Genomic DNA, 23,142 nt, shown 5'->3' on the forward strand with positions numbered 1-23,142 from the left:
CTCTGGGCGACCCGGCGACGACGTTTCACCCGATCAGCGCACCGGGTGCCAGGCGTGGTCGGCGTCAGGGCCGATCGGCATGGGCTGCGAGTTGATCGCCGAAATGGTGACGTTCGCGACCTTCGAGGACACCATGTAGACCGAGTCGGTCGCGACGATCGGGATGAAGAACCCGATCTCGTTCGAGCGCTTCGTGATGGCCTCTTGTGCCGCAAGGCGATCCTGGTCTGACCCGACGTTCGAGTCCTTGATGAGCGAGGCGAGTTGGTCATCCCCGACCTGGAACGCGTTGAGGAATCCGGGCCCGGTGATGTTGCTGGCCGGCTCCGACGCGCGCTGACCGACGATCGGCCACAGGGCGGCAGCGTACGACTTCGAGCCCGCGCTTCCGATAAACGTGGGCACGGCCGCCTCTACCTGCAGCTGCACATCGATACCGATCTCGGAAAGGTGGGCGATCGCGGTCTGGGCAATCGTCGACTGAGAGTCGAGGATGCTTTCCGACAGCAAGGTCATCGAGAAACCGTTCGGGAACGCCGACTTCGCCATGAGATCCTTGGCCTTCGCGAGATCGAAGTCGAACCCGTAGCCGTCAATGTATCCGGGTACGCCCGTGTTCGCGATCTGACCGCTCGCGTGGCTGTAGTCCGCACCGAGTGCGTTCACAACCGCGTCGCGGTCGATGGCGTAGCCGATCGCCTGGCGCACATTCTCGTCGGCGAGCGCCGGCACGAGGGTGCCATCCCGATCGAGGATCGTGATGCCCCAGTTGAAGAACGGCGCCTGGAGGATCTGCAGCCCCGCATCCGCCGCGGTCTTTGCGGTGTCGGGGTTCGCCGAGGCGAAGTCAACCTGACCTGTGGTCGCAGCAGAGACCACGGCCGTTGGATCCCCGATGACCTGCACGTCGATGCGTTCGTACTGCTGCGCGTCGGGATTCCAGTAGTCGGGGTTGCGGTCGTACACGTAGGTCGATTCAGCGACCGTCTCATCGGCGTTATAGATGTACTGACCCGTACCGTTCGGCTTGGTCAGCAGCGAACCCGGGTTGGCGACGCCCGCCGGCGCGATGATCAGGCCGATCATGTTGTACTGCCCGAGCTTTTCGGGACCGGTCGGGAACGGGGTCGAATAGGTAACGACGACGGTCTGGGCATCCTTCGCCTCGACCGACGCGATGGGACCTGCATCGGCGAGCGAGGGCCCGCCCGCGGAGAGGAAGTACTTCATCGATCCGACGACGGCAGCGGCATCGAGATCGGTGCCGTCCTGGAATTTGACGCCGTCGCGAATGGTGAGCTCGAGCTGCGTGTTGTTGTCGTCGATGAACTTCCAGTCTGTGGCGAGGTCAGGAAGGAGGTCACCGTTGCCCGCGGTGTAGATCAGCGGGTCGTAAGCGAGGTAGGTGAAAATGGTGCTTCCGCCCGTGCCGGCGAGCGCCGGGTTGAGGCTGATCGGAACGCCGCCGAACTGCGTCGTGAGCAAGGCTCCGCGCTCACTCGAGGGCGAGGGTGCTGGTGTTGTGCATGCTGATAGCGAGGTGAGGGCGATCGCGGCGGCCGCTACGGCGACAGCGAGCTTGACCACGCGAGAGGAATGTTTCATGGGACTGCTCCTTTGCAAGAACCGAAATTTCCCGATTCACGGGCCGAGCGGCGGGGGTTGTAACTGCCGCTCGGTGACGAGGAACCTATCAAGTAACCTGATAATCTGCAACTGACCCTCGGAAGAAGACAACGATGACTTCGACTCCACCGCATCTGCGCGCATTCGACGCACCGACCGGAATGCCGTTTGGCTCGGCCGAGTTTCTCATTGGTGCGACTCCAACGCTCGGGGCGGCCGTCGATCTCGCGACGCACGGCTACATCGAGACCGAGTTCCTCGCCGCAGGGGAGGCCTCGACCTGGGCGGTTTCTGAGGTGCCCGGAGTGCCGACCGAAGTTGGACACCCTCATGCCTACGTGACGCGCCTACTCGTGCGCCGCCCGCTCGACCCTTCCCGCGCGAGCGGAACCGTGCACCTTGAGGTGCTTCACCCGATGCAGGAGGAGGCGCTTACCTGGGCGGCAGCTGGAGAGCACATCGTGCGTTCGGGAGATGCCTGGGTCGGAGTAACGGTATACGCGCATATGGCCACGTTTCTCCGCGAAGTCGTCGACCCCATCCGCTACGCGGAACTTGACATTCCGGCTGAGGGTCTCGAATGGGACATCCTCGGCGGTGTCGCCTCCGCGCTTCGCGATGGCGGCGTGCCCGTACTTCGCCCCGAACGCATCCTGTTGTCGGGCTGGTCCGCCACGGGCAGCTTCGTCCGCGTGTTCCTGCGCGAAGGTTTTGCCGGTCGTCACCCGAACTCCGTTGATGGCGCGGTCATCTTCATCTCATCCGGCGGCGCGGGCGATGCCGGATACCCCCCGCTGTCGGCAGCATCGGCGCCCTTGCCGCCCCTCGACCCGCGTCGGATGGTGCGCGACGTCGGCGTGCCGGTGTTCGAGGTGCTCAGTGAATGCGAATCCGAGACTCACTTTCATCAGCTGCGGGAGGACTCCGACCACATCGGCGACGCCTACCGGCTGTACCAGGTCGCCGGCACGGGTCACATCGAGGCGTGGTCGCACGGACGTCTGAGCAACAACGCACAGCTCGCCGCGATCGGCCAGGAAATGCCCGAGACGCCGATACTCGAGGAAGAGTCGGATGGACGGCTCGACCTCGTGGCGCGCGCGGTGCTGCAACGGATGGATGACTGGGTCGCCCAGCGACGCGTCCCGCCGCGCGCGGATCGCTTGACGTTCGCCGAAGACCCCGAGGGTGTGGATCCCGACTCGCCCCCGGCGAAGGGCCGCGATCTCTCGCGCGACGCTGACGGCAACGTGACCGGGGGCGTACGCACACCCTGGATCGTCGCGCCACTCGGACGGTATTTTCCCCACGGCACCCCGGCACCCCGCACCCCCGCACCCGGCGCCGGCAAGCTGCCGGATTGGACGCCGTTCGGAGACCCCGCGATTGGGGCGTGGCTGCGCGCGACCGTCGAGCGATTCCCCGTCACACAGGTCCTCGAGCGATTTCCTCTCGAATCGGATTACCGCACCGCGTTTACCGCGGCGACGCGCCAGCTGACCGAGGCCGGGCTGCTGCTGACGACGGACGCTGAAGAACTGCTCGAGTCGGTCAACCCGCGGTGGGTTGCCGCGACGCGCGCGACTGACCGCTAGGTCGAGCGCTCCCCCACCCTGACGATGCCGTCCTGCCAGGTGAAGGTCGTGTCGAATCCTGCCTCACGCGAAATGCGCGCGATGTAGGCGGTCACCGAAATCCCCCGATCGTCGTCGCCGTGGGGCACGGGCCGCGCGTCGTCGTCAATCCAACAGGGAATGAAGCCCGCCCGAAGCCCGTCGTCGTCGGCATCGAGAACGGCGATCATTGTGTTGCGGCTCTCCGGATGAAACGGGTAGACCGGCATCGCCGGATCGGGTTCGAACCCAAACAGACGGCGACGCCGACGAGCCCATGCCTGCCGCTCGGGGCTATCGGCCTGACTGGTCGCGAGGGCGTTCGTGACGGTCACGAAGTTGCCGAGGCCATGAAAGATCGGCCTGCCTCGGTACATCTCGATTCCGCGCAGGATGTGCGCGTGATGCCCGATCACGGCGTGCGCTCCGGCATCTATCGCGGCATGTGCGACCTCGATCTCATAGTCGGCAACATCAACCGGGACGTGCCCGATGCCCTTGTGCAACGCGACGATGGGGATCTGCACTGTCGCGGCAAGGTCTTTGACATCAGCGACAAAGGAAGCGAGAGAGGTTCGGTCGGCAAACGTGTAGACCGACGGCGGGCCGCCAGGATTCGCGGTGTCGAGCTCGTAGTGCGTGATGACCCGCACGTACGCCGCGCCGGCCTTTGCGCTCGTCGCCCACGACTCGCGCGGCCCGACGCAGTTGTAGCTCACAACCCCGATGGAACGGCCGAGGCGTTCGACGATCGCCGGCTTTCGGGCTGCTGCGAGATGGGCGCCGGCTCCGGTCACCGTCATCCCCGCGCCCGTGGCTGTCGCGATTGTGTCGGAGATCCCTTGGGGGCCGCAGTCGTACACGTGGTTGCCGGCGAGTGTGCCGACCGCGAATCCGACCTCCGCTGCGGCGACCAGGTTGGCGGGATCGGCGGGTGGCGCGGGAACGTCGAGCGTCGCGACCTCGGTCGATGTCGAATGCGGCACTTCGATCTGACCGATCGCGAGGTGCGCGCTTCTGATCAGATCACGCGTCGGTTCGAACCAGCGGGCGATGTCGGGTTGGTCGAGCACGAGATCGCCGACCGCGAGGATGCGGACGGTCGTCGAGCTCGTCGCCTCGATAGGGTTCATCACGATTGTCCCCCGCCCGGCTCAGGCGGGAGTGACACTGCGGTCGAGCTCCGCCGGGAGCGCGGGGAAGGGTGGGTCACCAACGGTTTGGAGGTGATCGGAGAGTTCGACGGACAGGTCTTCCTGGATGTCGTCGGCCGACCAGCCGCCCTCATGGAAGTAGGACTCGAGCACCTCGGGGTGACGCCACAGCTGGAGCCGGTCTCCGCCCGCTCCGATGACTTGTCCCGTGATCGCCGCGGCTTCGTCGGAGGCGAGCCAGACGACCAGGCCCGCGACATCCTCCGCAGTGCCGAATCCCAGATCGTGCCGGAAGAACGCCGGCATCGCCTCGCCCCGGTCAGCTGCCTCCACGGCCGCGGCGAAGTACGGGATCGTTGCCGTCATCGCCGTCGCCGCGACGGGAATGACCGCGTTCGCGGTGACGCCGGCCTTCTTCATCTCAATCGCCCAGGTTCGGATCATCCCGACCACTCCGGCCTTCGCCGCGGCGTAGTTGGTCTGGCCGAAGTTGCCCCGCTGCCCGGTCGGCGATCCGATCGCGATGATGCGGCCGGGCTTCTCGTGCTCTTTGAAATAGCCAAAGGCCGCCCGTGCGCAGGTGAAGGTGCCGCGCAGGTGCACACCGATGACGGCATCGAAGTCGTCATCGGTCATCTTCAGAAAGGACTTGTCGCGAAGGATTCCTGCGTTCGTCACGAGGATGTCGAGCGAGCCGAACTCGGTCACGGCCGTGTCGACCAAGCTTTGTGCCACCCCAGAGGTGGCGACCGGTGCAACGAACGCGGTCGCCCTTCCCCCGTCCGCCACAATCCGCGCGACGGTTCGGTCGGCAGCCTCAGCCGACACGTCGTTGATGACGACTGCCGCTCCCGCCCGCGCCAGGGCTGCCGCGTAGGCAGCCCCGAGTCCTGCTCCACTGCCCGTGACGATCGCGACTTTGCCGGTGAGCGAGATGGGCATACGAGGCTCCTTTGGGTGCGTCGCCGCCCTGTCAGGCCGATCGAACAGCGTGCCTGACTTTATCAGGTTGCTTGATGATATCAAGCCCTACCCCGGCGGCAACGAGACGCCTTCACGACCGCACACACCCACGCATCCGGCCTCGATTGCTCGACCGAATTCAGGAGGCTAAGCCTCGGCGTCAGATCCCGATGTCGTCGCCGTTGTTCATCCGCTCGACCAACTCGGCATCGGCGGCCGACAACATGTCACCCGACGGGCCACCGGCTGCGACGACCTCGGCGCTGATCTCCGGCGGAATCGGTGTCTCCATGTTCTGCAAGAACCAGACCTTGGTGTCTTCGGACAACTTCGGGAACCACTGTGTGAACTCCATGACGTGATCCTTTCAGGTCCGGGTCGCATCGACAATTGCGCGAGAATATCGACAGGCGTGCAACAAGCGAACGGGATGACGATGTCCAACGATGGGCTGCGCAGCGACGAGTGGTACGCGGGCACCGACCGTAACTCCTACATCCACCGGGCTTGGATGCGGCGGGGCGTTCCGGGCAACGCGTTCGAGGGCCGGCCGCAGATCGCCATCGCGAACACCGCCTCCGACCTGACCCCGTGCAACTCCCACCTGACCGAGATCGCCCAGTCGGTGAAGAACGGCATCTACGAGGCCGGCGGCATCCCGCTCGAGTTGCCGGTGGTGTCGATGGGTGAAACCCAAGTTCGGCCGACGGCGATGCTGTGGCGCAACATGGCCGCGATGGCGACCGAAGAGATGCTGCGCGCCAACCCGATCGACGGAGTTGTGTTGCTCGGCGGCTGTGACAAGACGATCCCGGCGCTGCTGATGGCGGCGGCATCCGTCGATCTGCCGGCCGTCGTCGTGCCGGGCGGGCCGATGCTGACCGGACACTTCCGCGGTGAAGCTCTCGGCTGCGGAACGGATGTCTGGCGCCTGAGCGAAGAGGTTCGTGCGGGCACCCTGTCGAACGAGTCGTTCCTGCAGTCGGAGGGCGCGACGATCCGCAGCGCGGGCCACTGCAACACGATGGGCACGGCGTCGACGATGGCGCTGGTCGCGGAAGCGCTCGGCACGGTCATCCCCGGGCTCGCCGGAACGCCCGCGCCCGACAACCGCCTCAAGCAGGCTGCACACGAGACCGGGCGCCTTGCCGTCGAGCTAGTGCGAAAAGACCGTCGGCCCAGCACGTTTCTGACGAAGGCGTCATTCCACAACGCGATCGTCGCCCTCGCCGCGATCGGCGGTTCGACCAACGCCGTCGTGCACCTGCTCGCGATCGCCGGACGCCTCGGCATCGAGTTGAGCATCGACGACTTCGACCGCATCGGGGCGAACGTTCCGCTGCTGGTCAACCTCCAGCCGGCCGGCCAGTACCTGATGGATGACCTCTACCGCGCGGGCGGCTTCCTCGCCGTGCTGCGCGAGGTGAAAGACCTGCTCGACCCGTCGGCACTGACTATCACCGGCAAGCCGCTCGTCGACTACCTCGACGATGCCCAGATCTGGGATGCCGACGTCATCACTCCACGCGACGCCCCCCTGCTGCCGTCGGCCGGAATCGCCGTACTGCGTGGCACCCTCGCTCCCGGTGGGGCGATCATCAAGCCGGCCGCGGCATCCCCCCATCTGTTGAAGCACCGCGGCAAGGCGGTCGTGTTTGACTCGATCGAAGACTTCCGCGCCCGCATCGATGACCCCGAACTGGATGTCGACGCCAACTCGGTTCTCGTGCTGCGGGGCTGCGGTCCCGTCGGCTACCCCGGAATGCCTGAGGTCGCGAACATGCCGCTGCCGACGAAGTTGCTCGAGCAGGGGGTGCGCGACATGGTGCGCATCTGCGACGGCCGGATGAGCGGTACCGCCTACGGCACCGTCGTGCTGCACGTCACGCCCGAGTCCGCCGCCGGAGGGCCGCTCTCGCTCGTGCAAACCGGCGACTGGATTTCGCTCGACGTGCGGGGCAAGAAACTCGACCTTGAGGTCTCGGCCGAAGAACTCGCTCTGCGCCAACCGAACGCCGCCACCGTCGCGGGATACGCGAAACCGCGCCGTGGCTGGGAGAGGCTGTACGTCGACCACGTCATGCAGGCCGACACCGGCGCCGACCTCGACTTTCTGGTCGGATCGTCGGGCTCGGTCGTCAGTCGCGAATCCCACTGACCCGAATTTCACTGACTCGAATCACACCGCCGCGAATCACCCCGAACGGAGCCCCGGATGCCTGAGATGACCGAGAAACTCGTCGCAATCGTGACCGGCGGCGCGGGCGGAATCGGCCAGCGCACGGTTGCGCTCCTGCGCGAACGCGGCTTCGAAGCGGTCATTTTCGATCGCGACATCTCGGCCGCGCCTGACGGCATCCCGGCCTTCCTCTGCGACATCACCGACGACGACGCGGTGAAGGACGCCGTGGATGCGGTGGTCGCGCGCTTCGGACGACTCGATGTGGTCGTCAACAACGCGGGCATCGGCGCGACCGGAGACGTGACCGCGAACGACGCTGCCGAATGGCACCGGGTCTTCGACGTCAACGTCGTGTCGATCGCGCGGATGAGTGTGGCGGCTCTCCCCCACCTGCGCAGGTCGCCGCATCCCGTGATCGTCAACGTCTCGTCGATCGTCGAGACCGTCGGCGTCGTCAACCGTGCCCTCTACAGCGCTACGAAGGGCGCAGTCTCAGCACTCACCCTCGCAATGGCGGCGGATCATCTGAAGGACGGCATCCGGGTCAACGCTGTCGCGCCCGGCACCGTCGACACGGCCTGGGTCGGGCGGCTGATCGGCGCCGCCGATGACCCGGTCGCCGCGGCCGAGGCGCTGCGTAAGCGTCAGCCGATCGGGCGCCTGGTCACCCCCGACGAGGTCGCCCTCGCGATCGCCTACCTCGTCGACCCGGCCGCTGGTTCGACCACCGGACTGGTGTTGCTCGTCGACGGCGGCATGGGAGCGCTGCGGGTATGACGCTGGTCGTCGCGACGGGGGAAAGTTTCGACCTCGCGGAAGGTCCGCTCTGGGATCCGATCCGCGGGGTGTTGCTCTGGGTCGACATCCGCACGGGCACGGTTCTGTCGGGCACGCTCAATGCAAACGGCACGATCACGACGCTCGACCGGGTCGCGTTTCCCGGTACTACCGGTGCAGTCGCGGTTTCTGAGGCGGGCGACTGGATCGTCGCCGGCGCCGAGGAGATCCTGGTGCACCAGCCGAGCGGCGAGATCGTGACCGGTCCGCGGATCGTCCCTCCGGCATCCGGTCGTCGCCTGAACGAGGGGAAGGTCGACCCGCTGGGCCGGTTCCTGGTCGGAACCTGCCGCCCCGACGACGGACCCACGGTGATCGAGACGCTCTCGGTGGTGCATTCCGACGGTCGCGTCGAGGTGCTCGACGACGACCTGACCCTCTCGAATGGACTCGGCTGGTCGCCCGACGCCTCGACGATGTACAGCATCGATACCGTCGCGCGGATTGTGAACTCTCGACCATTCGATCCGGTCACCGGGGCCCTCGGACCGCGCGAGGTATTTCTCACGCTCGACGAGGGCTACCCCGACGGCATGTGTGTGGATGTCGAAGGTCACGTCTGGATCGCGATCTGGAGCCTCGGCCAGGTGCGTCGCTACTCCCCCGCTGCCGAACTGGTGCAGGTGATCGACGTGCCCGCCCCGAACACCTCGTGCGTCGCGTTCGCCGGACCCGACCTCGCCACCCTGGTCATCACGACCGCAACCAAAGACCTCGCGCCCGAAGCGCTCGCGCAGTACCCGCTGTCGGGCCACCTGTTCACCCTCGATCCGGGAGTGCGCGGCCTGCCCGCGAACCTCTGGTCGGGGCTCCCCGCCTAATCACCCCAACGAAGAGGAACACATGAAGCTCTTGCGCGTCGGCCCTGTGGGGTCGGAAAAGCCCGCCGCTCTGGTCTCTGATGGCACAGTCTCGGAAAGCACGTACGTCGACCTGTCAGATGTGGTGGATGACTTCAACGAGGAATTCTTCGGAAGCGGCGGGCTCGACCGCATCCGGCCGATCGTCGCCGAGCGGATCGCATCCGGGACGCCCCTGTCGCTCGAAGGCGTGCGGGTCGGTGCGCCATTCACGCGGCCGCACCAGATTCTGTGCATCGGACTGAACTACAGCGACCACGCCGCCGAAACCGGCGCCGAGGTGCCGAGCGAGCCCATCCTGTTCACCAAGTCGCCGAACACCCTGATCGGGCCCAACGACGACGTGCGCATCCCGCGCGGCTCGACCAAGCCCGACTGGGAGGTCGAACTGGGCATCGTGATCAGCAAGCGCACCTCGTACCTGAACTCGATCGAGGAGGCACGCGACCACGTCGCCGGGTTCACTGTCGTCAACGACGTCAGCGAGCGCGCCTTCCAAATTGAACGCCTCGGCCAGTGGAGCAAAGGCAAGTCGGCCGAGACCTTCAACCCGGCAGGCCCATGGCTGGTCACCCCCGACGAGATTCCCGACGTTCTCAATCTCGGGATGTGGCTCGACATCAACGGCGCGCGCCGGCAGACCGGCTCGACCTCGACGATGGTCTTCGATCCCTATTTCATCGTGCACTACCTCAGCCAGTTCCTCGTGCTCGAGCCCGGCGATCTGATCAACACCGGCACCCCGCCCGGCGTCGGCATGGGCATGAAGCCGCAAGTCTGGCTGCAACCCGGGGATGTCATGGAACTCGGTATTGACGGACTCGGCAGTCAGCGGCAGAACGTCATCGCGCCGAGGGTCTCGGCTCCAGGGGCTTCGGCGACGGAATGAAAGCGTTCGTCGTCACCGGCCCGCACCAGGCCGGCGTGCAGGAGGTTGACCCTCCCGTCGCCGGGCCAGGTGAGGTCGTCGTCGACGTGCAGCGAGCGGGAGTCTGCGGCACCGACATCGAGTTCTTCACCGGCGAAATGCAGTACCTCCACGACGGGTTCGCGCACTACCCGATGCGGCTGGGCCACGAATGGATGGGAACTGTCACCGCGCTCGGCGACGGCGTCAACCCCCGGTGGCTCGGCCGGCGCGTCACGGGCGACACGATGTTGGGATGCGGGGAGTGCCGCCGCTGCACCTCCGGGTATCAGCACGTCTGCGAGAACCGCACCGAAATCGGCATCAGGAACGGGCGACCGGGAGCGCTGGCCGAGCAGGTCGCGGTACCCGAGCGCGCTCTGCGCGAGTTACCGGATGGGGTGGATGACGCACTCGGCGCCCTCGTCGAACCCGGCGGCAACGCGCTGCGGTCGGTACAGGGCGCCGCACTTCGACCGGGGGATCGTGCCCTTGTGCTCGGACCCGGCACGATCGGCCTTCTCGTGGGGATGTTCGCACGGGCTGCCGGCGCCGAGGTGCACCTGATGGGTCGCGGCGACCGGTCACTCGCGTTCGCCCGCACCCTCGGCTTCGACGGGGTCTGGACCGAAGACGCCCTCCCCGAACTGCCGTGGGATGCCGTCATCGACGCGTCGAACGCCCCGGCACTCCCGGCCAAAGCGCTCGAACTCGTCGAGCCGGGCAAGCGGGTCGTCTACGTCGGACTCGCCGGATCGCAGAGTCTGATCGACACCCGCACCCTGGCCCTGAAAGACGTCACGGCGGTCGGCATCCTGAGTGCCTCTCCGGGTCTCAGCGCGACGATCGACGCCTACGCCCGCGGCGACGTCGACCCGCGGCCCCTCATCGCGGCGACCGTCACCCTCGACGACCTCGCCCCGGTGCTCGCCGGTGAACGTCCCGACGGCGCCGGGCCCGGCCCGAAGTTCCACATCGGGATCGACTAGCGCGGTCGCTAGCCAGCGGGCGGCACGAGGTGCTCGCGGAAGAACGCGTCAATCCGCTGCCAGGCATCCGCCGCCGCGTCGGGATTCGGGCCGAACCCCGACACCCGCGCAAACGGGCGGAACACTGCCGGCCCGTTGACGGTGGTGTTCATGAACTGATGGCCCGCGCCCGGATACTCCTTGAGGTCGTGCGGGATGCCGTGACGGCTGAGGGTGGTCTCCAGCTTTGCGGCGGCGCCCTTCAGCGACCGATCGGCGCCCCCGTAGCTCCCGACGATCGGGCAGGCGTGCTCGAGTGCGGCATCCAGGTCGCGCGGAAGCAGGCCGTAGTTGCTCGCCGCCGCGTCGAAGCCGTGGTCGGCAGCGGTCATCAGTGCGAAGCCGCCACCCATGCAGAATCCGATGACACCCACCGAGCCGTTGGCATCCGGGCGTTCGAGCAGCAGGACCCGCGCTGACTCGATGTCGGCGTAGGCGCGACCGGTGCCCGATCGAAGCGCGCGTGCCGTCGCAATGAGGCACTTGCGTGTGCCGCCCATCGAGTAGAGGTCGGGCATCAGGGTCAGGTAGCCGAGGCTCGTGAGCTTCGCCACCTGAAGCCGCATCTGCTCGTCGGCGCCGAATGCCTCGTGCATGACGACGACCGCCGGAAACGGACCCGTGCCTTCGGGAACCCCGAGTACGCCACGCAGTTCTGGGCTCCCACCCTCGGCACGACCAGGAATGTGGATGTCGCGAAGCTGCGTTGCTGAGACGGCCATGGCCTATCTGATCACGTCGCGGGCAGCGTCGGATGCTTCGGGAGCAACAGACGCAGAAGAACCACACCGATCACCCCGCCCATAACCTGCGCTGCCACGAACCCGAGGGCCGACCCAGGCGCGATGCCGGCGAACGTGTCGGAGAACATGCGGCCAACTGTCACGGCCGGATTCGCGAAGGCCGTCGAGCTGGTGAAGAAGTAGCCGGCTCCGATGTAGGCCGCGACCGCCGGGGCGATCAACGCTTCGCGACCGAAGTTTTCGAGCAGGAACACGACCAACACGAGTCCTGCCGTGGCGACGACTTCGGCGAGGGCGTGCGGCCAGCTCCACCGATCGTGGGTGCTGATCGCGACGGGGGCGAGCCCGAACATCAGGTTCGCCAGGATTGCCCCGATGATGCCACCCGAAACCTGCGCGAGCAGATACGGCAGCACATCACGAAGCTTGCTCGACCCGAACGCAGCCGCGACCGCGGTGATCGCGGGATTGAGGTGAGCACCCGAGAGGGGCGCAAACACCGCAATCAGCACGAACAACCCGAAGGCGGTCGCGAGCGCAGTTTCAAGCAACTGCAGTCCTGCGTCGCCCGGCGAGAGGGTTTGGGCGGCGATCCCTGACCCGACGACGATCGCGACGAGGAGCAGGGTGCCGAGGAACTCGGCGAGCAGCCGCCGCGGCAGCGGCAATACGTCGGGGATCGGCAGGACAGCCATCCTCCGGGTCACTCCAGGCCGACGAGCAGCCGTTCGACGCGCATCCGGATGTCGTCGCGAATCACGCGTACCTCGTCGATTCCGAGCCCGGCAGGGTCAGTCAATTCCCAGTCCTCGTAGCGCTTCCCCGGGAAGATCGGGCAGGTGTCGCCGCAGCCCATCGTGATGACCACATCGGAGGCTCGCACGTCATCCGTCGCGAGAAGTGCCGGGCTCTCTCCGGCGATGTCGATGCCCTCCTCCGCCATCGCGGCGACGGCAACCGGGTTGAGGGATGCCGCGGGCTCCGACCCGGCGGATAGCACGCGCACGCGATCTCCGGCAAGCGACCGTAGGAAGCCGGCGGCCATCTGGGAGCGGCCCGCGTTGTGCACGCAGACAAACAGAACGGTGGGGGTCATGGGGGCCTCGCTCATGGTGAACAGTGTCAAGTCAAACAGGGATGGAGCCCGGCCGCCCGCGCGCGACGGCCGGACGGTGAACTCAGCAGCAGTACGGCTCGCAGAGGTCTTCTGACCCCGGCGGGCAGGCGATCGGGTCGCAGCACTCGCTCATGGCGTTCTCCCTTCCATCGACGGGTGTCGATGTAGTGAGCGTGGCTTAAACATCGATAGTTGTCAATATATGAGAGGATGTCGTCATGCCCGTCGCCACTGCGCCAGCCATCGAGTTGATCCCGCTGCGCGATCTCGCCGCCTGCTGCGCCCCGCTCACCCGAGCGGCGATCAGCACACCGAATGCCGAGAGCCTGAGCCGCTCACTCAAAGCGCTCGCCGACCCGACGCGGCTGCGCATCCTGTCGATGGTCGCCGCTCACGACGACGCCGAAGCCTGCGTCTGCGACCTCACCGATCCGCTCGACATCGCGCAACCGACGGTCTCGCACCACCTCAAAGTGCTTGTCGACGCCGGGTTTCTGACCCGCAGCAAGCGGGGAACCTGGGCGTACTACCGACTGATCCCCGGCTCGCTCGACACGGTCTCGGGGCTGCTCGCCTCGGTGTGACCGCTTGGGTTAGCGCTGCAGCCAAGCCAGCACCGCGAGAACGCGCCGGTGGTCGATGCCGGAATCTTCGAGGCCAAGTTTGCCGAAGATTGCCGTGACGTTCTTCTCGACTGCGCCGACTCCGATGAACAGGGCCTCGGCGACCGCGACGTTGCTGCGCCCCTCCGCCATCAGCTGCAGCACCTCGCGCTCGCGCGGGGTCAGGGTCGCCAACGGATCGTGACGCCGCCCGATCAGTTGCGCCACCACCTCCGGGTCGAGCACCGTGCCCCCGTCGGCGATGCGGTCGATCGCGTCGACCAGTTCGGCGAGTGAGGCGACGCGATCCTTCAGCAGGTAGCCGACTCCACCGCTCCCGCTGCCGAGCAACTCCTGCGCGTAGGCGACTTCGACGTACTGCGACAGCAACAGGATGCCGGTGCGCGGCACCAGTGACCGCAACCGAATCGCGGCGCGCACCCCCTCATCCCGAAACGTCGGCGGCATCCGAACGTCGAGCACCGCGAGGTCGGGAGCGAGAGTCTCGACCTCGGCGAGGAGGGCGTCGGCATCCCCATAGGAGCCGACGACCTCGTGCCCCGCCTCGACCAGCACGCGCACCAACCCCTCGCGCAGCAACACCGAGTCGTCGGCTACCACCACGCGCAGTCCGGTCACCTGTTTCATCTTGCCGTTCTTTCCGTTTTCAGGAATCCATGTTGCTGGTGTCTACTGCTGTCCTGTTGTGAGTCCCGTTCCGTCGCAAAACCGCGGACTTTTCCTGAAAACGGAAAGGGACTCTCGCAGCGAAACGGCTCACCCAGCGGATGCCGGGGTGGCGACCGCAACGGGAAGATGCGCGGTCAGCACCGTCGGCCCACCGGCAGGGCTCGACAGGTTGAGGGTTCCGCCGAGTCCGCGTACGCGCTCCTTGAGGCCGGCGATCCCGTGATCCGCCTTCACCTTCGCTCCGCCTTTGCCGTCGTCGGTGACTTCGATGTCGAGCCACGTGGCATCCGACTCCGACGCGGCACCAGCAACCTGCCGCAGCGACAGGCGCAGGTCGATCGCGGTCGAGCCGCTGTGCTTCACGGCGTTGGTGAGACCTTCGGCCGCGATGAAGTAGGCGTTGCGTTCCAGTTCGATCGGCAGGTCGGTACCCGCCGGCAGCGTCGACACCACCCGCACCGTCACCGCACTGCGCACGGCGAGCGACTCCAGTGCCGCGACCAGGCCGCGGTCGAGCAGGATCGGCGGCGCAAATCCCCGCGACAGCGCACGCAGCTCTTCGAGGGCGTCGCGCGACTGCTGCGTGGCTTCCGCGATCAGCTTGCGGGCGGCATCCGGATCGGTGTCGAGTTGACGTTCGGCCGCGGCGAGATCCATCTGGAGTCGCACGAGACGCTGCTGCGGACCATCGTGGATGTCGCGCTCAAGCCGGCGAAGCGCGGTGCCTTCTGCGGCAACCGCAGCCGACCGAGATTCCGACAGATCGGCAACCTCACGTTGGAGAGCCTCCGTGCGGAACGCACCGAGCATCCCGCGGGCGATACCCCAGTGCATCCAGGTCAGCCCGCGCAGCACCACCGGCAGCGTCGCCGTGAACAGCACGCCGAGCACAACGTAGATCGCGAGATCGGCTGTGCGCCCGTCGACCTGCGTGCCGTTGTGCAGCACGACGTCGACAACCCACTGGGAGAGGGAAAAATCGCGGTCTTGGTTCGGGATGAAGGGGCTCCAGATCCACGCCGTCACTCCACCCAACGCGGTCGCGAACCAGGTGACCGCGATTGTGAACGAGAACGTCGCGACGATGAAGTTCACGATCGTCGTCCAGACCAGGGAGAGCCAGTAGTGAGCGTTGGCGAACAATGCGCGCAGCCAGGCAAAGAAGCCGGTCTTCGCGGTGCGGTCGTTCCATTCCGGGAGGCGGATCGCGGGGCGCCCGATCCAGCGCAGCAGTGCGAGGTCCAGCGTGCCCGCGATCCGCGCGAGGTACAGCGCACCGACCAGGAACACGATGCCCAAGAAGAAGGTCGCGATCGTTCCCGCCGCCGCCGAAACGAAGGTGATCGACAGGCTGAAGGTGACGCAGGCGATCGGGAACGCGATCAGCAGGTACGCCAAATCTTTAGGGAGGCCCGCCCAGAGCCGCCAGTAGTGCGGAAGGGTGCGAGGCGGGGTGACTGTGGTCATGGTCAGCTCCATTGTGGGGTGCAGAAGGCTCCCGCGATCGGGATGCCTTCAGCATCGCGACAACGCGTCGAGACCGGCATGGTGCCCACATCCCGAACGCGGTGGGGCTAACCCCCGGCTGTTGCGACTGCCGACCGCCGTTACGCTGAAAAGCGTGTGCACCGCGGAGGATCGCTGATGTCGAAACTGCGCGCCCTCACCTACGGAGTCGGCGGAGGTATCCAACGCTCGGTGCCCAGCAAGCTGCTCGAGTGGACTGACGGCGACGACATCGTGCTCCACACCTCGCACCAGGTGGGGCCGAGTGGCTGGGACGTGCCGATCGGCGATCTCAAGCGCATCGGCGGATTCACGTCGTCCCTGACTTTCACGCCGAAAGACGGTGACGCCATCCGGGTGTGGTTTGCCGACCCGAACTACGGCCCGATGGCCGACAGCATCGAGTACGACGAACTGATCGCGCGGTCGGGAATTACGACGTGGGTAGCCGCTCTGCGGAAAACCGGCATCCGCTCGTTCTATGTCTCGACGAAGATGACCTACCTCATCGCGTTCGCGGTCGTGCCCGCGATCGTCGTGATCGTCGGAATCATCGTCGCGATTGCTCAGCGCGTTACGGCGAACGGTTAAACGAAAAGTCCACTTCCCGTCGCCCAAAGCGGCCCGGAAGGAAGCGGTCAGTCGTGAGTGGTGCGACGACGGCGCAGAACCATGAGCAGGATGCCAGCGGCGAGAGCCGTGGCGCCGAGCGTTGCCGCCGGGAGCGCCAACTCGGAGCCCGTTGCCGCGAGGGATGGGCCGGTCGCGGGAGGTGCAGGCGCGAAACGGAGGATGACGAGTCCGGCCGACCCGTTGCCCGCGCCATCGGCGCTCACGTCGCCACCGGTTCCCGCGACTGGGTTCGCACCGGGGACACCGGTGACCTCGGCTGCGTTGCCGCCGTTGCCGTAGACGTCGGTGCCGTCGGCCGCAGGCGGGAAGAGTGTCGCGTCAGCGGTCGGGATCTCGGAAAGGGCGTAGCCGACGCCGGGGACGCAATCCGGGCTCTCCTGCGCCAACGTCTGTGACCCGTCGCCGAAGTACAGATTCCAATCGGCGCCCGAGCATGGGTTGGCGCTGCCGCCCCAGCCGCCGCCGTGCGCGATCGTCGCATCGAGACTGGTGTCGTCGCCGCCGGTTGCGGAGCCATCGCCGCCCACGCCGCCGAGGCCGACCACGACGACGAGATCGGCACCGAGGGTCACACTGTCGATGTACACCACCTCGCCGCCATTGCCCGCGTACAGCCCGCCAAAGGTGACGTCATGATTGCCGCCGCCGCCAGCCGCGATCAGAACCGCAGAGAGCTTGGTGATTCCGGGGGGCGGAGTGAACGTTCCATCGGCCGTGATCCGCACTTCGCAGACTCCGTCGGCGACGAGCGTGGCAGCTGGGACAGTCGTGGGGCAGGTGCCCGTGAACGCGAGGGCGGGAGCCGCGAAGCCGACGACGAGTCCACCCGTTCCGAGGCCGACGGCCCCGATCGCGGCAATTCCACGGGCGAGTTCACGACGGTGCACGGATACTCCTCGAGGGGGTAGACAGCTCGGACTAAGCCTTGCGCCGAGAGTAGCACCGCAAAGGATCAGAACTCGATCGCGCGCCCAAGTCGCGCACGCAGATCGGCCGCTACTTCGAGCCGACGAGCCTTGCCACTCACCGTTCTCGGCACGACTGCGATTCGTTCGAGCACCCGTGGCGCAGCGTCGCCGAGTTCGCGCACAAGTGCTGCGCGCAGCTCGGCCAGGTCGACCGCGGAATCCGCTACTACGGCCAGCGCCACGACAGAGACGCCGCGGGCATCCTCGACCCCCACCGCAACTGCGTCGCCCACCCCGGGAAACCGCAGCGCTACCCGCTCGACGCGTTCCGGGTCGACCTTGATCCCGGCCGCGTTGATCAGTTCGTCGCGGCGTCCGACCACGATTAGGTGCCCGTCAGCGATCCTGCCGACATCTCCAGGGAAGAACCATCCGTCGCGGAAGGTCGCGTCGTCGAGCATCCCGCGGAACGACCCGCGCGCCTGTCGAGGTCGTCGAACCCGGATGAGACCCTCCTCACCGTCGGCCACCGGTTCGCCCTCCGCACCGACGGCCTCGATCGTCGCGAACGGCAGGATCGCGCCGACATCGCCCGGCGCGATCGGCGCACCGCGACGCAGGGTCACGCCACCCACCTCCGTCGAGCCGTAAATGATCTCGATCTCGGCACCGAACCGCCGGACCAGGCGCGCCGCGAGCTCCTCCGACAGCACGCCCCCAACCGACTGAACGATTCGCAACCCCGGAAGGTCGGCATCCGTACGACCGGCCGCGCTCAGCAGGTCGGAGAGCTGGATCGGCGAGCCGTGCACGAGGGGAACCCCGGTCTTCGCCAAGACCGCGACGTTTTCGGCCGACGTGCCTCCAACCAGGTACGGGATACCGCCCTCGAGCGCCGCGAAAAACGTCGCCGATCCGCTGACGGCCCCGATCCCGAGAATCGTGAGGAACGGGCCGGTGGGCATCCAGAACTCGCGTCCGCGATTGACGCGTTCCTCAAGGTCGGCGACCGTAAACGCGATGGGCTTCGGCGCGCCCGTCGTACCGCTTGAGAAGACCACCCGCGCGATGTCGTTGTCGGCCCACTGGAACGGTTCGACGGTCGGGTCGAGTTCGGCCGACCGCATCAGCCAGGCGTCGTCAACCTGCATGAAACGCTCAGCAGGAAAACCCTCACGGCGTGCGCGCCCCACCATGACATCCAGCACATCGCCCAGCTCCTCGCCACGACCGACCGGTGCAATCGCTCCGATCGCGCCGCGCATCCAGAGCGCCACCGCGAACACGGGCTGCAACAGGGGCGGCAGCTCGACCCCAACGACCGCTCCCGGTCCGATCCCCTCGGTAGCCAACAGCGCTGCACAGCGAGCCGCGGAATCCCACAGTTCGGAGACGGTGAGGCTCGACGTGGCGCTGATCAGCACGTCCGCGTCGGGTTCGGTGTCGAGGCGTCGCCGAAGCCCCGCGATCGGATCGAAGGTCACCGGTCGGCCCACGGCCCGTGAGTCCAGATACCGGCGACCATCGTCGCGTGCACCGGCATGTCGCGCAGGTTCGTCGCCTCGAACGGGTCGCTCTCGACGATGACGAGATCGCCGAGCTGGTCGTGACTCGATGCGGCGAGCGCCGCGGCAAAGGTCAAAGCCTGTTCGGGATGCCACGGCTCACGCCCGTCGCGGGACCTGGTGACGGCGGCGGCCATCGTGATCCACGGGTCGAGCGGAGCCACCGGGGCGTCCGAACCGAGTGCAAGTTCGGCGCCAGCCGCAAGCAGGGATCGGTAGGCGAACGATCGACCGGTGCGTCCGGCCCAATACCGTTCGGCGACATCCCGATCGTCCATCGCATGCTCAGGCTGGACCGACGCCCGCACCCCGAGCGCGGCGAACCGCGGGAGGTCGGCATCCTCGATCAGTTGCACGTGTTCGATGCTGCCACCAACCACTGCAGCAGAGCCGCCCAACGCCTCGAAGACGTCGAGCGCTTCGGTCACCGCACGGTCGCCAATGGCATGGATGGCGGGGCTGAGCCCGCGGGCGACGCCAGCTCGGGCGGCGGCGAGCAGCTCACCGGGGCCGTAGGTCGGAAGGCCGTGGCCGTCCGTTCCCGGATAGGCGTGATCGCACCACGCCGTGCGGGTGTTCAGCGACCCGTCCGTGAACAACTTGTACGGTCCGATCTCGAACAACGCAGACGCCACCGCGGGCAATTCGGGCGTGTGCGGATACACGGCCGCCTTCACCCGGAGCCCTGAGAACCCTGCCCCGAACCGCCGAGCCCACGACCCCGGCGCATCCTCCATCTCAAAGTCAACGATCCCCGTCACCCCACGTGCCGCCGCCGCCGCGGCCGCCTCGATGGCCCAGCGATCGAGCACTTCGGCGGGCACCGCGCTCAGCTCGCGATTGAGGTCGAACGCCGGTTGCTCACGCAGCCACCAGTCCGACTCGGGCCGCCCCAGCATCCGCAGCATCGCCCGATTAGTCCACAGAGAGTGCACGTCGCCCGACACCAGTGCGACCGGCACGTCACCGAACTCGAGCAGATCGATCGACGGCGCATCCGCCCACAACCCATCCCGAAACCCGGCGCCCAGCAGCACAGTCCCCGCCTCCGGCGGCGAGCTGGCGAGCCGCTCCCGCACGAGCGAAGCGACGTGTGCCGCAGACGACGCCGACGACAGATCCAGCCGTCGCGACGCCATCGCCCACTGCCCAAAGTGCACATGATGGTCCCACAGCCCCGGCAGGACCCACCGCCCCTCAAGATCGACCTCCACATCCGAAGGACCGGGAACGGTGATATCCGAGAGAGGGATGCTGGACGACATCCGCGAGTCAATCGGGGTAGGGGTCCCCGCTCTTGACTCGCGGATGTCGTCCAGTAGCCCGCGCAAGTCGCGACCATTACGAAGGATCATGCGGGGTGAACCCGACGCATTTCGGCAGCGAGTTCCGCGGACGAGTAGGGGCCGGTGCCCTCTAGTGCGGTCATGATCGCTTCGCGGACTTCGGGGTCCTTGTTCTGCGAAAGTTTGGCGCGCGCGTCGAAGCGGGTGACGCGGATGCGCAACCCGACGGTGCCGCGGGCGATGCGTTCGGCTTTTGCGAGGTCGATGTCGAGCGAGACCGGAGTCGGCATCCGGGTCTCGAAGTGGTCGACGAGACGCTGCAGGATCGCGAAGTTCTCGTCGTCGCTGAGGATCTCGGGGGTGCCGTAGAGGTGGGCGGTGACGTGGTTCCAGGTGGGTACGAAGTCGCCTTCGGCGTACCAGTTGGGGGTGATGTAGCCGTGCGGTCCTTGCACGATGACGAGCACCTCGTGCGACCCGAGTTCGTGCGCCTGCTCGTCGGGGCGTCCGAAGTGGCTGACGATCACGATCTCATCGTCGCGCCCTGAGCCTGTCGAAGGGTCGGTCTCTTCGAGCAGGGTCGCGTAGTGCGAGGAGACCAATCCGTGGGAGGTCGGCGAGACGTAGGTCATCCACGGGTTATCGCGGATGAGTCGTTTCACCTCGGCCGGTTCGGTCACCAGGTACTGGGGGGTGTGGCGCATCTCAGACCTGATCTTTCGGGCACCAGTAGAGGTTGCGGGTGGCCATCTCGGCCATCGCAATGGGGGTTCCGCACACCCGGCAGGGCTCGCCGGTGCGGTGGTAAACCCAGTGCCGATCATCGCGGGATGCTTTCGCCCTCAGAAGTTCGTCGCCGTCGAGTCCGTCCATCGTGAGCATCTGACCGGTCTCAACACCCACGGTCAGCAGGTGGGTCCAGTCCCGCCACAGCTCGCGGAGGAGTTCTTCGGGTACGTCTTTACCCAACCTGTACGGGTCGAGTCGGGCGCGGAACAGCAGTTCGGCCCGGTACACGTTGCCGATCCCGGCGACGACTTCTTGATCCATCAGCAGTTGCCCGATCGGCACGGCACGTTTGCGCACGTTGACCACGAAGTCCTCTTCGCCGCTCGGCCCATCGACCAGCGGGTCGGGTCCGAGTCTGGCGATAACGGCATCCACTTCTTCCACGGTCTGCACGTCGCACGCCGTCGGACCCCGGAGGTCGGCCACCGCGACAGGGGTCAGCAACCGCACCCGCACCTGTCCGATCGGTTCGGGCGGCCAGACGTCGAGCGCGGGTTGCAGCTTTTCCGACTCGGCCATCCTGAGCCGAGTTCTGCGGGGGGCACCGATCGACCAGGGTGAGTCTTCGTTGGCGCCGACGACCCGCCCCCCACGCTCGGCTGGCGAGATCGGCCCCACCGCAATGTCTCCCGCGAAATCCCAGGCGCCATACATGCCCAGGTGTACCCGCAGCCAGAGGTGGTGGTCGAACTCGAGGAACATCTGCTTGCCCACGGCCCGCGACTGGATGATCGCGTGCCCGTCGAGTTGGGCGGCCCCGGCCGTAAACCGACCCTGCGGTGAGCTGACCTCGACGGGGGGACCCTGAAACGAGCGCTCGAACTGTCGCGCGATCCGATGGACGGAATGGCCTTCAGGCATACCGAACCTCGGCTTGGGCCGCGGGGTCGATTGGATGACCGACGATTGCGCCGGTGGTTTCGTACTCCGCGATTTGTGCGATTCGACGCGAGTGTCGTTCTTCCCCTGAGAACGGAGTCGTCAGGAACGCGTCGATGAATTTCACGACCTCGGCGAACGAATGCTGCCGGGCGCCGATCGCAATGACGTTGGCATCGTTGTGCTCGCGGGCAAGTTCGGCCGTCGCCATGTTCCAGACCAGCGCGGCACGGATGCCGTGCACCTTGTTGGCTGCGATCTGTTCGCCGTTGCCCGATCCACCGAACACGATGCCGAGCGCCTCAACGCCGGCCGCCTGGTCGCGGATAACTCCGAGCGCGGCATTGATGCAGAAACTCGGGTAGTCATCGAGTGCGTCGTAGTCGTCGGGGCCATGGTCGATGACCTCATGGCCGGCATCCGCGAGATGGTGCTGAAGATCCGTGCTGAACTCAAGGCCGGCGTGATCAGTACCCAGATGGATGCGCATGGTCCCGTCAGCTTAAGACCCCCGCCCAGCGTCCGCGGGGTCGACGAGTCACAATGGGTGCAGTCGGATGGGAGCTCAGATGGACCTCGACCTGATACCGGATGGCATGCCCGCCCTGTCGCGCGGACGCCACCGTTCCGCGAAGTCGGGCGCCTGCTTTATGGAATTCGCCTCCTACCTCGCCGGTGAGCCGTGGAGCGACTCCCCGCAGTGCACCGACCCGCTGCTGTCGCATCTCGCGCGTGCCGTCAACGATCAGCTCGGCGACACCCGCCGTGACGAGATCGCCGCCGACATCCCGCGGGTGATCGGCCTGCGGGGTGACCACCGCATCCTGGGTCCGGTCATCGCGCTGCGCGCCGCCGCCACCGCACTCCCGGTCGCCAACCTGAGCCGGCAGCACGCACTCGCCGTCGCCCTGCTGTCCCTCCCCGCACTTTTGCCGTCGGGCGTTGCACCGGCAATCCGTTCCGCGGTTCGAGACGCACTCGATGCTGCGCCAGAGGCCGACCTCTGGGCGCGTGAGCACCTCACCCGGCATCCGGTTAAGGAGCGCGACCTTCGTCGCACCGGATGTGCCGCCGCCATCCAACTGGCCATCGAAGGCATTGCCGACGCCTGCATCGGCGACGCCGACGGGATGCTGGTGCAGGCGCTGCGCGACGCCATCACGGATGTCGAAGAGATCATCAGTACTCCCGACGAACCGGTGGCGACGAGGGCGCGGGTTTCGCTGTTCGCCTGATCGTTCTTCGCGGATCGTT

The 23,142-nt window shown here is 66.8% G+C and carries 24 protein-coding genes; 9 read left to right on the forward strand and 15 right to left on the reverse strand.

The features are described from left to right. Positions 1-33: 33 nt before the first annotated feature. The gene (locus ABIR17_RS09520) at positions 34-1,605 is read right to left on the reverse strand and encodes an ABC transporter substrate-binding protein (protein WP_348004141.1); all 1,572 of its coding nucleotides are present in this window, start codon (positions 1,603-1,605) and stop codon (positions 34-36) included. A gap of 134 nt (positions 1,606-1,739) precedes the next feature. On the opposite strand from ABIR17_RS09520, the gene ABIR17_RS09525 reads away from it, so the two are divergent. Continuing rightward, complete coding sequence (locus tag ABIR17_RS09525; protein WP_348004142.1) at positions 1,740-3,221, forward strand: alpha/beta hydrolase domain-containing protein; 1,482 nt, start codon at positions 1,740-1,742, stop codon at positions 3,219-3,221. On the opposite strand, the gene ABIR17_RS09530 is transcribed toward ABIR17_RS09525, so the two are convergent. From ABIR17_RS09530 to ABIR17_RS09540, 3 genes are all read right to left on the reverse strand, one after another. After that, on the reverse strand, positions 3,218-4,372 hold the full coding sequence (locus ABIR17_RS09530) for a CapA family protein (RefSeq protein ID WP_348004302.1): 1,155 nt from the start codon (positions 4,370-4,372) through the stop codon (positions 3,218-3,220). The two genes, ABIR17_RS09525 and ABIR17_RS09530, sit on opposite strands and share 4 nt — an antisense overlap. Positions 4,373-4,393: 21 nt before the next feature. Further along, entirely contained in the window at positions 4,394-5,329 is a 936-nt protein-coding gene (locus ABIR17_RS09535; RefSeq protein WP_348004303.1) for an SDR family oxidoreductase, read from the reverse strand. Positions 5,330-5,516: 187 nt separating this feature from the next. Beyond that, positions 5,517-5,711, reverse strand: coding sequence for a hypothetical protein (locus tag ABIR17_RS09540; RefSeq protein ID WP_348004143.1), 195 nt, complete (start codon positions 5,709-5,711; stop codon positions 5,517-5,519). Positions 5,712-5,786: 75 nt separating this feature from the next. Between ABIR17_RS09540 and ABIR17_RS09545 the strand changes: the two genes are divergently transcribed. The 5 genes from ABIR17_RS09545 to ABIR17_RS09565 all read left to right on the forward strand — a co-directional run bounded on the left by ABIR17_RS09545 (position 5,787) and on the right by ABIR17_RS09565 (position 11,131). Then, positions 5,787-7,514 carry an IlvD/Edd family dehydratase gene (locus ABIR17_RS09545; RefSeq protein ID WP_348004144.1) on the forward strand — a complete coding sequence of 576 codons (1,728 nt, stop codon included), beginning with the start codon at positions 5,787-5,789 and terminating at the stop codon, positions 7,512-7,514. Positions 7,515-7,580: 66 nt separating this feature from the next. Beyond that, on the forward strand, positions 7,581-8,315 hold the full coding sequence (locus ABIR17_RS09550) for an SDR family oxidoreductase (RefSeq protein WP_348004304.1): 735 nt from the start codon (positions 7,581-7,583) through the stop codon (positions 8,313-8,315). Next, a complete protein-coding gene (locus tag ABIR17_RS09555; protein WP_348004145.1) occupies positions 8,312-9,196 on the forward strand; it encodes an SMP-30/gluconolactonase/LRE family protein in 885 nt (294 codons plus the stop codon). The genes ABIR17_RS09550 and ABIR17_RS09555 overlap by 4 nt, the downstream gene beginning before the upstream one ends. Positions 9,197-9,218: 22 nt before the next feature. Further along, a complete protein-coding gene (locus ABIR17_RS09560; RefSeq protein ID WP_348004146.1) occupies positions 9,219-10,124 on the forward strand; it encodes a fumarylacetoacetate hydrolase family protein in 906 nt (301 codons plus the stop codon). Then, on the forward strand, positions 10,121-11,131 hold the full coding sequence (locus ABIR17_RS09565; RefSeq protein WP_348004147.1) for an alcohol dehydrogenase catalytic domain-containing protein: 1,011 nt from the start codon (positions 10,121-10,123) through the stop codon (positions 11,129-11,131). Before ABIR17_RS09560 ends, ABIR17_RS09565 begins: the two co-directional genes overlap by 4 nt. Before the next feature lie 8 nt (positions 11,132-11,139). Here ABIR17_RS09565 and ABIR17_RS09570 read toward each other — a convergent pair whose 3' ends face one another. From ABIR17_RS09570 to ABIR17_RS09580, 3 genes are read right to left on the reverse strand one after another with little or no spacing between them, the layout of a single operon-like run. Next, the gene (locus tag ABIR17_RS09570; protein ID WP_348004148.1) at positions 11,140-11,892 is read right to left on the reverse strand and encodes a dienelactone hydrolase family protein; all 753 of its coding nucleotides are present in this window, start codon (positions 11,890-11,892) and stop codon (positions 11,140-11,142) included. Positions 11,893-11,903: 11 nt separating this feature from the next. Beyond that, entirely contained in the window at positions 11,904-12,608 is a 705-nt protein-coding gene (locus ABIR17_RS09575) for an MIP/aquaporin family protein (RefSeq protein ID WP_348004149.1), read from the reverse strand. Positions 12,609-12,616: 8 nt separating this feature from the next. Continuing rightward, on the reverse strand, positions 12,617-13,024 hold the full coding sequence (locus ABIR17_RS09580) for an arsenate reductase ArsC (protein ID WP_348004150.1): 408 nt from the start codon (positions 13,022-13,024) through the stop codon (positions 12,617-12,619). Between the two features lie 224 nt (positions 13,025-13,248). On the opposite strand from ABIR17_RS09580, the gene ABIR17_RS09585 reads away from it, so the two are divergent. Continuing rightward, positions 13,249-13,614, forward strand: a complete 366-nt coding sequence (locus ABIR17_RS09585; protein WP_348004151.1) for a metalloregulator ArsR/SmtB family transcription factor — start codon at positions 13,249-13,251, stop codon at positions 13,612-13,614. 9 nt (positions 13,615-13,623) lie between these two features. Here ABIR17_RS09585 and ABIR17_RS09590 read toward each other — a convergent pair whose 3' ends face one another. Continuing rightward, positions 13,624-14,271 (reverse strand): response regulator transcription factor, encoded by a 648-nt coding sequence (locus ABIR17_RS09590; RefSeq protein ID WP_348004152.1) that lies wholly within the window; start codon positions 14,269-14,271, stop codon positions 13,624-13,626. 138 nt (positions 14,272-14,409) lie between these two features. After that, positions 14,410-15,789, reverse strand: a complete 1,380-nt coding sequence (locus ABIR17_RS09595; RefSeq protein WP_348004153.1) for a sensor domain-containing protein — start codon at positions 15,787-15,789, stop codon at positions 14,410-14,412. Between the two features lie 177 nt (positions 15,790-15,966). On the opposite strand from ABIR17_RS09595, the gene ABIR17_RS09600 reads away from it, so the two are divergent. Continuing rightward, a complete protein-coding gene (locus tag ABIR17_RS09600; RefSeq protein ID WP_348004154.1) occupies positions 15,967-16,419 on the forward strand; it encodes a hypothetical protein in 453 nt (150 codons plus the stop codon). Positions 16,420-16,466: 47 nt separating this feature from the next. Here ABIR17_RS09600 and ABIR17_RS09605 read toward each other — a convergent pair whose 3' ends face one another. From ABIR17_RS09605 to ABIR17_RS09630, 6 genes are all read right to left on the reverse strand, one after another. Next, positions 16,467-17,348 (reverse strand): hypothetical protein, encoded by an 882-nt coding sequence (locus tag ABIR17_RS09605; RefSeq protein ID WP_348004155.1) that lies wholly within the window; start codon positions 17,346-17,348, stop codon positions 16,467-16,469. Between the two features lie 65 nt (positions 17,349-17,413). Further along, the gene (locus tag ABIR17_RS09610) at positions 17,414-18,865 is read right to left on the reverse strand and encodes a long-chain fatty acid--CoA ligase (RefSeq protein ID WP_348004156.1); all 1,452 of its coding nucleotides are present in this window, start codon (positions 18,863-18,865) and stop codon (positions 17,414-17,416) included. Further along, complete coding sequence (locus tag ABIR17_RS09615) at positions 18,850-20,199, reverse strand: amidohydrolase family protein (protein WP_348004157.1); 1,350 nt, start codon at positions 20,197-20,199, stop codon at positions 18,850-18,852. The genes ABIR17_RS09610 and ABIR17_RS09615 overlap by 16 nt, the downstream gene beginning before the upstream one ends. 86 nt (positions 20,200-20,285) lie before the next feature. Beyond that, on the reverse strand, positions 20,286-20,924 hold the full coding sequence (locus ABIR17_RS09620) for an FMN-binding negative transcriptional regulator (RefSeq protein WP_348004158.1): 639 nt from the start codon (positions 20,922-20,924) through the stop codon (positions 20,286-20,288). A 1-nt stretch (position 20,925) separates the two neighbouring features. Next, positions 20,926-21,870 (reverse strand): DNA-formamidopyrimidine glycosylase family protein, encoded by a 945-nt coding sequence (locus ABIR17_RS09625; RefSeq protein ID WP_348004159.1) that lies wholly within the window; start codon positions 21,868-21,870, stop codon positions 20,926-20,928. After that, positions 21,863-22,378, reverse strand: coding sequence for a ribose-5-phosphate isomerase (locus tag ABIR17_RS09630; protein WP_348004160.1), 516 nt, complete (start codon positions 22,376-22,378; stop codon positions 21,863-21,865). Before ABIR17_RS09630 ends, ABIR17_RS09625 begins: the two co-directional genes overlap by 8 nt. 67 nt (positions 22,379-22,445) lie before the next feature. Here ABIR17_RS09630 and ABIR17_RS09635 point away from each other — a divergent pair, with 67 nt between their 5' ends. Continuing rightward, the gene (locus ABIR17_RS09635) at positions 22,446-23,123 is read left to right on the forward strand and encodes a hypothetical protein (RefSeq protein ID WP_348004161.1); all 678 of its coding nucleotides are present in this window, start codon (positions 22,446-22,448) and stop codon (positions 23,121-23,123) included. Positions 23,124-23,142 lie beyond the last annotated feature (19 nt).

This window comes from Pseudolysinimonas sp. (genome assembly GCF_039912695.1).
Classification (GTDB): domain Bacteria; phylum Actinomycetota; class Actinomycetes; order Actinomycetales; family Microbacteriaceae; genus Pseudolysinimonas_A.